The sequence below is a fragment of the Arthrobacter crusticola genome, assembly GCF_004357995.1.
GTDB lineage: Bacteria > Actinomycetota > Actinomycetes > Actinomycetales > Micrococcaceae > Arthrobacter_D > Arthrobacter_D crusticola.
The window spans coordinates 1-13,408 of record NZ_SMTK01000003.1 but is presented as its reverse complement, the minus strand read 5'-3'; the positions used below and the strand labels follow the sequence as shown (position 1 = coordinate 13,408).

Genomic DNA, 13,408 nt, shown 5'->3' with positions numbered 1-13,408 from the left:
TTGGATTTTTGCATCCGTTGAGATGGGTTTGGAGTTTAGCCCACGCTGTTTCTAGATTGCTGTGCACGGAAGACGGTGGGGGACATGCCGATCCGCCGGGTAAAAATCCGCGAGAAGTATGCCGGATCGCCGTACCCGACGCTGCTGGCGATCCTGCCGACATCGAGCCGGGTTTCGGCCAGCAGGGCCTGGGCTTTCGCCAGCCGCACCTCGATCACGAAGTCGTTGAGGGTAAGGCCGGTGGCGGCCTTTACGGCGTCGCCAAGTTCCCGCACCGAAACCCCGAGTGCCCGGGCCCGCTCCGGTACTGACATGGGTCGGGTGGCGTCCCGGGCGATGGAATCAACCAGGGACGACCGATCCTCGGTGCCATCCCGGTCGCCCACGGCATGCAGGACGGCGAGCAGAAATCGCTGGATGGCGAGCGATGCGGCGATCTCGGACCGCGCCCCGACCGTCTCCACGAATCCACGGAGCTCGCCGAAGAGAGCCTCCGTTTCGATGAGCTGGAACAGCGGGAGCACCGGCCGGTGCCGGCTGCCGAGCCCGAGCTCTTCGAACGCGGCGAACGACTGCCCGGTGAACAGGATCCAGTGCTCGCTCCACCCGCCCGGATCCGGGCCATACCCGTGTTCCACGCCCGGGACAAGCCAGATGACCGCCGGCGCCTCCACAGGTACCTCGATCCTGCGTGGATGGTATTCGATGTAGGTCCCACGACCCTTCGAGATGTACACGAGGCCGTGGCTGGGGAGCCTTCTGCGGGTGAAGGGCGGCACGTGTCCGACTTGCTCGCCTGCTCCGTGGCAGGCGAGCAGGAACTGTCGCAGGGCGATCCGGGGTGAGGCATAGCGGGACCAGTGCTCAGCGGGAGCATCACCGCTCACTGCGACACCCCGGACCGGACCCCCGGACGCCGATCGGCCACCGCCACCGCTCCGCGCCCCACGTGCCGGGTCGCAGCGCCCTCATCGATCAAGCACCCTGCCTCACCGCGCGGAGGTACCGGTAGACAGTCGGCTCGGATACCTCGAGAACCAGCGCCGCGCGTGCGACGGCGCCCTTCAGGAGGAAAACGCCTGCCCGGTCGAGGTCACCCACCACGGCGATCTTCTCTTCGGCCGTCATCCGCAGCGGTGAGACGTTCTGCGCGCTCACTATGCGGCTGATGCTGTCGAGGGTGAGGTCGTCGACGCTGGTGCTGAGGCGCTCCATGACGCGTCGGACCGGGAGGGCTGCCAGAAGGTCGGCGTCCGGCAGCTCCTCGGTTCCGGCCGGTTCGGAATCCTTGGTGATGTCGACGGTCGCGGTGGTCGCTGCCAGCGCATCACGCGCCGCCACAAGAGCCGTGTCGTCGATATTGATGCACAGCATCCCAATCACCGACCGTTCGGCATCACGGATGAAAAAGGTCGAGGACCGGAAGCGGCGGCCGGCGGTGGATTCGGCGAGGTAGTTCGCGAGGTAGTCCGCACCGTGACCCTCATGATTGCGCAGCACTTTCAACACCAGGTCGGTGGCCGGGGCGCCGACCGCCCTACCGCTGACATGACCATTCGTCAGGGCGACCACTGATCGGGACAGGTCACTGGTGTCGTGCAGCACGATCTCGCTGCGGGGCCCCAGGAGGGCGCCGAGAAAGTCCATGATGGCGAGGAAGGGTCCGAATTCGGGGCGCAGGACCCGCCCGGGGTCGACCTGCGTGGCGCCCGTCGTTGTCATGGCAGTCCTCATCCGCTCGCTCTCCATCCGGTGGGCACATCGTACGAGGACATCCTCCCAGTCCACCATCTGAGATTCTGCGAAACGCGGGGCGTCAATTGTGTTAACAAATGTCTATCATGACGATAACGTTCTATCACCCGCAGCGAAACCCGGCTACGGTGCAATGACCAATGACGCTCTGAAGGGAACAACCATGAAAAGAATCCCGTCCCGTACCCTGCTTGGTACGGCTGCCGGCACTCTGGCTCTCGCCGCGCTTCTGACCGGCTGCTCGGGATCAGGAGCGGCTTCGGAACCCGCTTCCGGCGCTTCCGGCTCGACCGGCGGCTCGATCATTCCCGACAACTCAGCCCTCCTCGAAGGCGTGAAGGTCGATGAATCCCTTGCCGGCATGGTGCCTGCCGCCATCTCCGACGACGGCGCACTGACGGTCGGCTCCTACGTGCAGTCTCCTCCTAACAACTTCTTCGCCGAAGACGGCACGACCGTCATCGGAAACGATCATGACCTCATCACCGCGGTGGCGAAGAAGCTCGGCCTGGACGTCAAGTACGAGAACCTCGAATTCCAGGCGCTCATCACCAGTCTGCAGACCGGCCGCGTGGAGACGACCATCGCCGCCATGAACGACTCCGCGGAGCGCCAGGAGGCGATCGACTTCGTGGACTACCTGACGTCGGGAATCACCCTCATGGTGCAGAAGGGAAATCCCGCCGGGATCACCGGGCCCGATACGCTCTGCGGCAAGGCGATCGCCGTCGTCACGGGAACCAGCCAGCAGGAATTCGCCCAGCGGACGAGCGATGAGTGCACCAGCGGGGGTGAGGACGCTGTCAAGATTGTGGTGACCGACAGTGACAGCCAGAACCAGACCCAGCTGCGCACCGGGCGCATCGACGCAATCGTGAATGATCTTCCCACCGCCGTCTACGTATCCAAGACGACCAAGAACGGTGAGGCGTTCGAGGTCGTGCCGGGCGACGTCATCGACGGCGCCCCCTACGGTATCGGCGTCAACAAGGAGAACCCCGAGCTCCGCGACGCCATCGCCGGCGCCCTCGATGCCCTGATCGCCGACGGCACCTACAGTGAGATCCTCGATTCCTGGGGCGTCACCGACGGTGCCGTCGATGCCGCAACGGTCAACGGCGGGGTATGAGCACTCCGGGCACCCACGGGGAGCGGCTGGCCACCCGCTCCCCCCTTCCCCAGGTGCACCTCAAGCACACCGGCCGGTGGATCAGCGCCGTCATCGTCCTGGCGCTGCTCGTGCTGCTCGCGATAGGGGCATCGCAGGGCGATATCGATTACGCGGCGATTCCCTCCTACCTCGTTTCTCCGGTGATCCTGGAGGGGTTGGTCAACACCCTCATCCTGGCGGTGGTCGCCCAGGTCTCCGCCATCGTCATCGGGGTGTTCATCGCCCTGATGCGCATCTCGCAGAACCCCGTGGCGAGCGCCTTCGCCGCGGGCTACACCTGGCTGTTCCGCGGTCTTCCCGTGCTGCTGCAGATCCTGCTGTGGTACAACCTGGCACTGATTTTCCCGCGTCTGCAGCTGGGCATCCCGTTCACCGACATCGTCTTCGTCGACCTCAGCACCAACGCGGTCATGACGACCTTCGTGGCGGCGTTTCTCGGCCTGGCCCTGAACGAGAGCGCCTACATGGCCGAGATCGTGCGGGCGGGCCTGAAGAGCGTCGACCGCGGACAGATCGAGGCGGCGCAGTCGATCGGTGAAACCCCGGCCCAGCGGATGTCACGCATCATCCTGCCGCAGGCTATGCGGGTGATCATTCCCCCCACGGGCAATGACTTCATCAACATGCTGAAGGGCACGGCCCTGGCATCGGTCATCGGGTACATGGAACTCATCAAGGCGGCGAACAATATCTCCTCCTTCAACCTCCAGGTGATGGAGACCCTCATCGCCGCGGCAATCTGGTACATGGTCGTCGTCAGCGTAGCGAGCGTCGGCCAGTACTACCTTGAGCGGGGATTCGACCGCCAGGACCGCCGCCCCGGGGGCCCCCCAAAAGCCACGTCCCTTCGCCGTCGCGTGGCCGCCGACCTCGGCCGCGCACCAATGATCCGGAGCACACCATGACACAGGCACTGCGGACCACCGATCCGGCACCGGTCCTGGAAGCCGTTGCAATCGACAAGTACTACGGCAGCAACCACGTTTTGAAGAACGTCTCCCTCGAGGTGCATCCCGGCGAGGTCGTCTGCATCATCGGACCCTCCGGGGCAGGCAAGTCGACCTTCCTGCGCACCCTGAACCGTCTGGAAGTACCCGACAGCGGCGAGGTCTGGGTCGGTGGACAACCGATGGGCTTCGAGCTCAGGGGCGGCAAACTGTACGAGCTCACCGAGCGCCGGGTCGCCGCCCAGCGGGCCCGGACCGCGATGGTGTTCCAGCACTTCAACCTCTTTCCCCACCTCACCGTTCTCGAGAACGTCATTGAAGGACCGGTCCAGGTACAGCGGCGCAAGGCCCGGGAGGTGCGCTCTGAGGCGGTGGCCATCCTCGAGCGCGTCGGTCTGGGCGACAAGATCGACCAGTATCCCGGCCAGCTCTCGGGCGGACAACGGCAGAGGGTCGCCATCGCGCGCGCGGTCGCCATGAGGCCACTGTTCCTCCTCTTCGACGAGCCCACCTCCGCCCTCGATCCCGAACTCGTCGGCGAGGTGCTTGAGGTGATGGCCGACCTGGCCCGGGATGGAATGACAATGCTCGTCGTCACCCACGAAATGGCGTTCGCCCGCCAGGTCGCCGACCGGGTGGTGTTCATGGCGGATGGCGCCATCGTCGAGCAGGGTCCGGTCGCCCAGGTGCTCGAAGCGCCGCGGGAACAGCGAACCCAACAGTTCCTTCAACGGGTTCTCGCATGAGCGGAACCCCCTCGGACCTTCGACTGGACGGCACGGGCGCGCAGCGGGCGCTGAACGAGTATTTGGGGCGGTTCCGCGAAGACGCCGGATACCTCAACTTCGCCAGTTACGGTCCCCCGTCACGGCAGGTCGTGGGCGAAGCCCACCGCCTGATGGAACTCGCCGCATCCGGAGCAGACTCAACGACCCAGCTGCATTCGGTGGATCAACGGGCGATCGCCGCCGCGTCCAGGCTGAGTGGCTTCCCGGAAGGCTCCATCGACCTCCTGCCCAGCACCTCGCACGGGTTGTTCCAACTGGCCTTCGGACTGGCCGGGGGTGGTGAGGTGCTCGTTGCGGCCACGGAGTTCCCGGCGAACCTCTATCCGTGGTGGCGCGCGCAGGAAGCGGGCCGGATCACCGTGCGTCTCATGGGCGCGGGATTCCCGGCGTGCGATCCGCCCCCGGTGACACCCGAGCTGATCCGGGCGCATCTGACTGAGGCCATCACCGCCGTCGCCGTGAGCGCGGTGGACTTCCGCACCGGGTTCCGGGTCGACCTTCCGGGGATCCGGGAGGCCGTCGGCGACCGCCTGCTCATTGTTGACGGCATCCAGGGGTTCGGGGTGAGCGACCTGCCGTGGACAGCCGCCGACGCCGTGGTCGTCGGCGGCCAGAAATGGCTGCGCGCCGGATGGGGCTGCGGGTTCCTGGCCTTGTCCGACCGCACCCTGGACCGCCTCGACAACACGCTGGGCGGGTGGACAGGCGTCCAATCGCCGACGCACTACGACGGCCTTGAGCATCCGCCGGCCGACGGCGCACGGCGGTTCTCCGTCACCAATGGGTCGCCCTTCGCGTCGGGCGGTCTGGCCAGTGGACTCGAGCTTCTAGAAACGGTGGGCGTGCCTGCCCTCGAGGAGCGGATCGCCGGCCGGACAACACGCTTGCTCGAAAGCCTGCAGGGCTTTGGCGTGGCTGTGGGTTCTCCCCTGGAACCCAGCCGGCGCGCAGGGATCGTCGTCGCGAAATCCACGGGAGCACCGGCCAAACACGTGCACACACAGCTCGCCGAAGCCGGCATCACTACCACCCTCCACGCACCGGACCGCATCCGCGTGTCTCTTCACGCCACCACGACTGATGCGGCCATCGACGAAGCGTCGAGCATCCTGAAAGGACTGTCATGACCTACACCAGCAACGCGTCGATCACCTCCATCAGCACCCCCGGGGCTCCCGCGGCCATCGGAGCCTACTCGCAGGCGGTCCGTGTCGGCGACCTCGTGTTCGTCTCGGGACAACTGCCCGTCGACCCCTCGACCGGGCGGCTCGCCGGCCCCGGCGTCGCCGATGAAGCCGCGCAGTCGCTGCGCAACGCGGAAGCCATCCTCGAGGCCGCCGGCACCACCATGGACCGCGTAGTGAAAACCACGGTGCTGCTTGCCGACATCGGCGACTTCGACGCGGTCAACGAAATCTACGGGCGGTTCTTCACCGGCGCTGTCCTCCCTGCGCGGGCCACCTACGCCGTCGCGGGCCTACCCAAGGGGGCCCGCGTGGAGATCGAGATGGTCGCCGCCGCATAACGGCCACCGGGGGCCCCTGCTCCTCGCGGGGCGCAGCCACCGCCCCCAGTGGAGTGGCCGGACCCACCGCGCCCTGACTAGGGTGGAACCGGATGGCGCACGAGCGCCATCCGATGGAGGGAAAATCGCCGGATGCACGCTGCCGCCCGGAACGCACCAGACCGCACTGCCAGGTTCGGCTTCGCCTTCATCGGTGTCCTGCTCATCGCAGTCAACCTCCGGGTGTCCTTCGTCAGCGTCGGACCGGTTCTCGCGAACATCAGTGCAGACCTTGACCTCCCGAGTGCCGCAGCGGGATTCCTGACAGGGCTTCCCCTGATCGCCTTCGCCGTCTTCTCACCCGTGGCGCCCGGCTTTGCCTCCCGGCTGGGCCTGGACCGGGCCCTGTGGATGTCCCTGCTGATTCTCGCCTCAGGCATCGTGCTTCGCTCCCTCCCCGTGCCCGGCTTCATCTGGGGAGGCACCGCACTGATCGGCCTGGCCATCGCGTTCCTCAATGTCCTGGTGCCCTCCGTCGTGAAGCGGGACTTCCCACGGAGGGTCAGCCAGGTCACCGGGAGCTACACCGCCACCCAGGCCGCGTTCGCCGCGGTCGGGGCCGCCGTCGTCGTTCCCGTGGCGCAGACGTCCCCGGCGGGTTGGCGGCTTGCCCTCGGAATCTGGGTGGGGCTGGTCCTCATCGCCTTGGCGGTGCTCCTGCCGTGGCTGCGCCGGCACGGGGCAGCCACCGCGCACGCCACCGCACCGCAGGTCCCCTTCCGCTCACCCTGGGCCTCGGCCCTTGGCTGGCAGGTGACGATCTTCATGGGCCTGCAATCGATCGCCTTCTACATCCTGATGGCCTGGCTGCCCACCATCGAACAAAGCCGGGGCATCTCCGCCACCACGGCGGGCATCCACCTTTCCGTTTTCCTGCTGGTCAGCGTGTTCGCCAGCCTCGCCACCGGACGGATCCTGCACCGGGGACCGGATCAGCGGCTCGTCGCCTTCACCACCAGCGCACTCATGTTCGTGACCTTCCTCGGTCTCGCGCTGGCGCCGGGGCTCATCCTGCTGTGGGTGATTCTGGGGGCAATCGGGTGCGGAGGCCTGATCGTCATCGCCCTGTCCCTCTTCAGCCTCCGCACGGTGAACTACCCGCAGGCGGCCTCACTGTCCGGCATGGCGCAATCGGTCGGCTACGGTCTGGGAGCGGCGGGCCCGGTGATCTTCGGCGGCCTCCGCGACGTGAGCGGAGACTGGACGCTTCCGCTCCTGGCCACCGCCGTCGTCATGGCGGTGCTGGCCGGCACCGGTGTGCTTGCCGGCCGCGACCGGGTGATCAGCGTCCCCGAACGACCTGGAAACTGATGAGTTTTCGCTGAATCTCCTGCCGACGGCGGGCATCGCCAACGCCCGACGGAGCGTCCTAGACTTTCTGCATGGCGGTGCGTGGCGGATTCCCCATCCTTTCAACCCGGGACCTTGAGCGACTCGTGAGCTTTTACGAGTCAGCATTCGACGCCGAGCGCACGTACGGGTACCCCGGGCCCGATGGAAACGATGTCTTCGTCTCCCTTCGCGTCGGAGGAGCCACCGTCGCGATCGCAGCAGACGAGGTACCCACCGCCGCCGCCGACCGGATAGCACTCTGGTTCTACGTCGACGACGCCGATTCCGCCTACGAGCAGGCTCTTCGAGCCGGCGGCCAGCCGGTGAGGGCGCCCGCCGATATGCCGTGGGGCGAGCGGGTTGCCAGCATCAAGGACCCCGACGGCTTCCTGATCAGCATGGGCGCCGAAAAGCGCAGCTCCCAGCATAGGTAAAGGCGCGAAGATCGAGCGGCATGGTGGGACGCACCGGAATCCGGTGGCCCGTCACGGCGGCGAACCTGTGCGGGGCGGGCGGCCCTAGACCGAGGTCGAGACCCGCTCCTCGCGCCTGCGGCCCGCGCGGGCGGCGAGGAACAGCAGCGAACCGACCACAATGTAGGCGATGGCACCGAGCCAGATCACACCGGACTGCTGGGCCAGCAGCACAATGCTGGCGATGGTCGCGAGGATCGGCACAATCCGGGGAACCGAGAAGTGCTCGTGCTCCACCTTGTCCTTCTTGAGGACGAGCACGCTGACATTGGCCGAGAGGAACACCAGGAGCAGCAGCAGCACGGTGGTCTCGGCGAGTGAGTTGACGTTTCCGACAAGGGTCAAAATGATCGTCAGAACGGCGACGACGATGATCGAGACAAACGGAGTGCGCCGCTTCGGCAGCACCCGGCAGAACGCATCGGGAAGAAGTTTCGCTTCCGAGAGGCCGTAGCCGACACGGCTGGCCATGACCATGAACAGCAGGGTGCCGTTGGCGATCGCGACCAGGGCGATCAGGCTGAACAGCCAGAGTGGGATCCCGACGCCGCTGGCCCGGACCACGTCGAGCAACGGGCCGGTGGATTCGGCCAGTTCGGCCGGAGGCAGGACGATCACCGCGCCGAGTGCGATCAGGAGGTAGACGACCGCCGCGGTGCCGATGGCTCCGAAGAGGGCCCGCGGGTAGGCCTTGGAGGGGTTGCGCACCTCCTCCGCCATGTTGGCGGCCGCCTCGAAGCCAAGGAAGGAGAAGAAGGCGATGACGGATGCCGCGAAGGCGCCGCCCAGCGGGGACACGCCCGGAGCGAATTCGACCAGCCGGCCCGGTTCCCCGTTGCCGCTGCCGAGCACGATGGCGGCAACCACAATGACGAGCACCAGGCCGGTCACCTCGATGATTGAGGCAACGAGGTTGGCGCCGAGGGATTCCCGGACGCCGCGGAGGTTGATCAGCGTCAGCAGGATGATGAAGACGACGGCCGCCGGGCCGGCCGGCACGTCGATGAGCGCGGCAAGGTAGTCACCGGCGAAGGCGTTCGCCAGGGCCGCTGCCGTGGTGATGCCCGAGGCCATCATCAGGAACCCGACGAGGAACGACACGTAGGGGACCTTGAAGGCGCGCTCGGCGTACCGCGCGGCTCCACCGGCGTGCGGATACTTGGTGATGAGTTCCGCGTAGGTCCCCGCAGTAAGGAGTGCCACGACCAGCGCGATAAGCAGCGGCAGCCAGATGACGCCCCCGACGTCGGCGGACATGGAACCCACGAGGGTGTAGATGCCCGCCCCGAGAGTGTCCCCCACGATGAACGCAAACAGCAGCGGCGCACCGACGGCCCGCTTCAGTCCGATGTGCTCACTGGGTGTGGCCGTGCCGGTTTTTTCACTCATCGCACCATTGGAGTCCTTCTTCGGCGATGACGCAAGAGACAGTGTGGGATGGCCTTGTTTTAAAACCGCTGAAACGGTCCTTCCGCCGGCGGTGATCCGGCAGCGCAGGCCCCCGGTTCTGGGTCCGCCGCCCGGGATCTACGGCCCTCGTACTGGGCCGCCTGGTCAATAAACGGTAGGCTCACTCCATGGGCAGACCGCGCAAATTCCTTGAAACCGATGTCGTCCACTCCGCGGGCAAGGCCTTCTCTGATCACGGCTACGGAGGCACGACCCTCGAGGACCTGGTCGGGGCAACCGGCCTGGGGAAACAGAGCCTGTACAACGCGTTCGGCGGCAAGCGGGAACTGTTCCTGCGGGCACTGAACTCCGACACCGCGGACGCCGTCGCGGCCCTCGATGCGGAACTCGGCGACGAGTCCGCCACGCCGCTGGAGCGGATCCGCGGCCACCTGATCAAACTGGCAATCACCCTCAGTGACGGCGACAAGGGCATTCTCTTCACCAAGGCCACGGTGGAATTGGGCGATCGGGACCCCGACGTCGCCCAGGCCGCCCTCCAGGGCTTCCACGATCTCGAGCAGATCTACCGTCAGTGCATCATTGACGCGCAGGACTGCGGAGAGCTCGACCCGGCCGCCGATGCGTCAGCTCTGGCATCTTTCTTTGTGGCCCTGACCCGCGGCATGGAGGTCCTGGGCAGCGCCGGCGTCAGCCGGACCGAACTTACGGCCATCGCCTTGACCTCGATCAAGGTTCTCCCCGTACTGGGGGATGTGCCGGCCTAAGGGCCCGCCCGCCGCGTCATCGACCCGGCCCGCTCCAGAAAAGAACCCCCACGGCGTCATCCGCGGGCTCAACCGCAGGTCCACGGTGACCGGGCGGTCCTTCGCCATGCCACGGAGCCCCAGCAGGCTCCTGCCGGACGACTCGCACCAGATGCAGCGGCAGGACGGACCAGATCTCAGTTCTAACGTTTAGGTCGATTTGGTTCCGTGAGAATTAAGAGTAGTATCTTTCTCACGCCAGGAAATAAGTTCTAGCGTTAGAAATCTGGAGGAACCATGACCCGCATGCCGCTCATTGAACTGGACGAAGCCTCAGGCACCGCACAGGAGCTCCTGACCCAGGTGAAGAAGGGGATGGGTGCTGTACCCAACATGACCAAGGCCATGGCGAACAGCCCGGCGACCCTGAAGGGGTACCTGGCGCTGTCCGGCGCCCTGGCCGGGGGCGTCCTCGGCCGCAAGACCCAGGAACGCCTGGCCCTCAACCTCGCGCAGGCCAACGGGTGCGACTACTGCCTCTCGGCCCACACCTTCACCGCACCCCGGGTAGGACTCACCGAGCAGGATGTCCTGGATGCACGTCGCGGCACTGCGGCGGATGCCAAGTCCGACGCCATCCTCAAGTTCGCCGCCGCGGTTCTCGAGAGCCGCGGAGCCGTGTCCGAGCAGGACATTGCCGACCTCCGGACCGCTGGAGTTTCGGATGAGGAGATGGGCGAGATCGTGGCCAACATCGCACTGAACGTTTTCACCAACTTCTTCAACAGGGCCGCCGATGTCGAAATCGACTTCCCGGTCGTCGACTCCTCCGCCGTCACCGTCTCCTAGGTACCTGCGCCGCTGGCTCCTCCCCTCGGGGTGGAGCCATTGGCGTTTCCGGTTTCACCCGTGCGCAGGGATTCCTGCCGACCCCGGGTTCGCGCGGACCACCGGCCCCTTCGCCAGGGACGGCGGACATGCGATCCTTTCCTGAGGGGACAAGGCACCGATACCGTCCACGGTTTCCGTTGGACAGCGGCCGCACGCTAGCGCACCTTCACTGACGCTTCGCCGATGGGGTGGGGCGCCGATCAATATCCCCCATCTCCTAAGGAGAACCACAATGACCACCCGTGTAGCCATCAATGGATTCGGACGCATCGGACGCAGCTATTTCAGGGCCGCCCTCGAACAGGACGCCTCCTTCGAGATCGTGGCCGTCAATGACCTCACCGACGCCGAGACGCTGGCCCATCTCCTGCGCTACGACTCCGTCGTCGGCAAACTGCCCGTCCCAGTGGAAGTGAGCGGCGGCAATCTCATCGTCGGCGGGCACACCGTGCGCACCTTCGCGGAAAAAGATCCGGCGGCACTGCCCTGGGCCGAACTGGAGGTCGATATTGTGATCGAATCGACCGGCTTCTTCACCAAGGCCGCGGACGCCGGAAAGCACCTCACCGCCGGTGCCAAGAAGGTCATCATCTCCGCTCCCGCAACCGATGAGGACGTGACGCTGCTGCTGGGAGTGAACGAAGGCGACTACGATCCGGCCAAGCACCACATTCTTTCCAACGCTTCCTGCACGACGAACTCGGTGGGCACCCTGGCCCGCGTCCTGCACGAGGCGTTCGGGATTGAAAAAGCGCTGATGACGACCATCCACGCCTACACCGCGGACCAGAACCTGCAGGACGGACCGCACCGGGATCTTCGCCGGGCACGCGCCGCGGCCATCAACATCGTCCCGACCTCAACCGGCGCGGCGAAGGCCATCGGCGTCGTCATGCCCGAACTCAAGGGCAAGATCGACGGCTACGCGATGCGCGTCCCCGTACCGGTTGGCTCCGCCACCGACCTCACCGCGACGATCAGCCGCGAAGTCACGGCCGAGGAGGTCAACGCGGCCTACAAGGCTGCTGCCGAATCGGGCCCGGTGAAGGGTTATTTGACGTACACAGACGAGCCGATCGTCTCCTCGGACATCGTGGGAAATCCCTCCTCATCGATCTTCGACGCCGGGCTCACCAAAGTCATCGGCAACCAGGTGAAGGTAGTTGCCTGGTACGACAACGAGTGGGGTTTCTCCAACCGGATGGTGGACCTGACCAACCTGGTGGCCGATTCCCTGGCCTGATCGGGGAGGAGCCATGGGGGCGCACGGCCCAGCGGCCGGCGCCCCATGGCCGGTCGGCAGGAGCAGGCATGCTCCAGGTTGTGGCCGGGCGGCACCAGAAGGTCTACCCTCGGGAGCTATGAGCGAGGAATGCGTTTTCTGCGCCATTGGCGAGGGCCGGCTCGACGCCTTGGTGGTTGGAGAGAATCCGCGGGCGCTTGCCTTCCTGGACAGGCACCCCATCAGCGACGGCCATACGCTGGTGATCCCAAAGCACCATTCGGAAAACTTCCTCGACATGCCGGCCGAGGACCGGACGGCGGTTGCCGATCTTGCCCACGACGTCGCCTACAACCTCTCGCACACCCTGCCGCGCTTTGAGGGGTTCAACCTGCTGATGTCCAACGGGCAGGCAGCGGGCCAGACTGTCTTCCACACGCACCTGCATGTGTTCCCGCGCATGGCCGGGGACGGCTACCACCTCGAGCAGAAACCGGAGCGCGTACCCTCGGACGAGGAACTCCGCGCCGTTCAGGCCCTGCTCCTGGCGGGAGTGCCGGCCCGCAGTGACGACTGATCCGCCGGCGGTTGTAACCCGAGATCGGTGAGGCTGGGGGGGTCGGCCGGGCGCGGGCCGGACCGGTCCCAGTGGAGTATCCGGTCGGCTTCGTCACTGGCCGGGTCATTGATGCTCGCGAGCCGGTACCGCAACAACCCCTCGGAACGCCCACTGCCGCGCCGGCCGGGAATAGAATTTTCTTCCCTCCGTTATATTGACCGAAAAGTATAAAACTCGGACCCCGGCCGGAAGATTCTGCGGCGGTACAGCGGGCCCTCCCCCAGATTGGAAGCCATGCGATTTATCAATGATCCGTCCACCGACCTGACCTATGCCGATGTGTTTTTGGTGCCCTCGGCCTCGGAGGTGGTCTCGCGTTTTGACGTGGATCTCTCCAGCGCCGACGGGACCGGTTCCACGATTCCGTTGGTGGTGGCGAACATGACCGCGGTGACCGGGCGGCGGATGGTCGAGACCATGGCCCGGCGCGGCGGGCTGGGGGTGCTGCCCCAGGACGTGCCGGTGGAGGTCATCGCCGAGGTCACCGGCT

General features: G+C 66.1%; 15 protein-coding genes. 12 read left to right on the top strand and 3 right to left on the bottom strand.

Going from position 1 to position 13,408, the window contains the following annotated elements:
• Nucleotides 1–35: 35 nt before the first annotated feature.
• Together E2F48_RS07795 and E2F48_RS07790 are read right to left on the bottom strand one after the other, a co-directional pair.
• Complete coding sequence (locus tag E2F48_RS07795) at nucleotides 36–887, bottom strand: helix-turn-helix domain-containing protein (protein WP_133403461.1); 852 nt, start codon at nucleotides 885–887, stop codon at nucleotides 36–38.
• A gap of 88 nt (nucleotides 888–975) precedes the next feature.
• On the bottom strand, nucleotides 976–1,722 hold the full coding sequence (locus tag E2F48_RS07790) for a helix-turn-helix transcriptional regulator (RefSeq protein ID WP_165968718.1): 747 nt from the start codon (nucleotides 1,720–1,722) through the stop codon (nucleotides 976–978).
• A 196-nt stretch (nucleotides 1,723–1,918) separates the two neighbouring features.
• Here E2F48_RS07790 and E2F48_RS07785 point away from each other — a divergent pair, with 196 nt between their 5' ends.
• The 7 genes from E2F48_RS07785 (at nucleotide 1,919) to E2F48_RS07755 (ending at nucleotide 7,991) form a co-directional block, all read left to right on the top strand.
• Entirely contained in the window at nucleotides 1,919–2,884 is a 966-nt protein-coding gene (locus E2F48_RS07785) for an ABC transporter substrate-binding protein (RefSeq protein ID WP_133403459.1), read from the top strand.
• Nucleotides 2,881–3,831 (top strand): amino acid ABC transporter permease, encoded by a 951-nt coding sequence (locus E2F48_RS07780; RefSeq protein ID WP_221411651.1) that lies wholly within the window; start codon nucleotides 2,881–2,883, stop codon nucleotides 3,829–3,831. The genes E2F48_RS07785 and E2F48_RS07780 overlap by 4 nt, the downstream gene beginning before the upstream one ends.
• Complete coding sequence (locus tag E2F48_RS07775; RefSeq protein ID WP_133403458.1) at nucleotides 3,828–4,619, top strand: amino acid ABC transporter ATP-binding protein; 792 nt, start codon at nucleotides 3,828–3,830, stop codon at nucleotides 4,617–4,619. The genes E2F48_RS07780 and E2F48_RS07775 overlap by 4 nt, the downstream gene beginning before the upstream one ends.
• Complete coding sequence (locus E2F48_RS07770) at nucleotides 4,616–5,788, top strand: aminotransferase class V-fold PLP-dependent enzyme (RefSeq protein ID WP_133403457.1); 1,173 nt, start codon at nucleotides 4,616–4,618, stop codon at nucleotides 5,786–5,788. The genes E2F48_RS07775 and E2F48_RS07770 overlap by 4 nt, the downstream gene beginning before the upstream one ends.
• The gene (locus E2F48_RS07765; protein ID WP_133403456.1) at nucleotides 5,785–6,186 is read left to right on the top strand and encodes a Rid family detoxifying hydrolase; all 402 of its coding nucleotides are present in this window, start codon (nucleotides 5,785–5,787) and stop codon (nucleotides 6,184–6,186) included. The genes E2F48_RS07770 and E2F48_RS07765 overlap by 4 nt, the downstream gene beginning before the upstream one ends.
• 132 nt (nucleotides 6,187–6,318) lie before the next feature.
• Nucleotides 6,319–7,536: an MFS transporter gene (locus tag E2F48_RS07760; protein WP_133403455.1), complete on the top strand. Its 1,218-nt coding sequence runs from the start codon at nucleotides 6,319–6,321 to the stop codon at nucleotides 7,534–7,536.
• Between the two features lie 71 nt (nucleotides 7,537–7,607).
• A complete protein-coding gene (locus E2F48_RS07755; RefSeq protein ID WP_133403454.1) occupies nucleotides 7,608–7,991 on the top strand; it encodes a VOC family protein in 384 nt (127 codons plus the stop codon).
• An 84-nt stretch (nucleotides 7,992–8,075) separates the two neighbouring features.
• Here the strand turns inward: E2F48_RS07755 and E2F48_RS07750 are convergent, their stop codons facing one another.
• On the bottom strand, nucleotides 8,076–9,419 hold the full coding sequence (locus E2F48_RS07750) for an APC family permease (protein WP_133403453.1): 1,344 nt from the start codon (nucleotides 9,417–9,419) through the stop codon (nucleotides 8,076–8,078).
• 188 nt (nucleotides 9,420–9,607) lie between these two features.
• Here E2F48_RS07750 and E2F48_RS07745 point away from each other — a divergent pair, with 188 nt between their 5' ends.
• From E2F48_RS07745 to E2F48_RS07725, 5 genes are all read left to right on the top strand, one after another.
• A complete protein-coding gene (locus E2F48_RS07745) occupies nucleotides 9,608–10,207 on the top strand; it encodes a TetR/AcrR family transcriptional regulator (RefSeq protein WP_133403452.1) in 600 nt (199 codons plus the stop codon).
• A 276-nt stretch (nucleotides 10,208–10,483) separates the two neighbouring features.
• Entirely contained in the window at nucleotides 10,484–11,035 is a 552-nt protein-coding gene (locus tag E2F48_RS07740; protein ID WP_133403451.1) for a carboxymuconolactone decarboxylase family protein, read from the top strand.
• A 274-nt stretch (nucleotides 11,036–11,309) separates the two neighbouring features.
• Nucleotides 11,310–12,320: a type I glyceraldehyde-3-phosphate dehydrogenase gene (gap, locus tag E2F48_RS07735; RefSeq protein WP_133403450.1), complete on the top strand. Its 1,011-nt coding sequence runs from the start codon at nucleotides 11,310–11,312 to the stop codon at nucleotides 12,318–12,320.
• 118 nt (nucleotides 12,321–12,438) lie between these two features.
• A complete protein-coding gene (locus E2F48_RS07730) occupies nucleotides 12,439–12,876 on the top strand; it encodes an HIT family protein (RefSeq protein WP_165968717.1) in 438 nt (145 codons plus the stop codon).
• Between the two features lie 276 nt (nucleotides 12,877–13,152).
• Nucleotides 13,153–13,408: IMP dehydrogenase (locus E2F48_RS07725; protein WP_185149803.1), on the top strand; the 256-nt coding region annotated here is incomplete at its 3' end.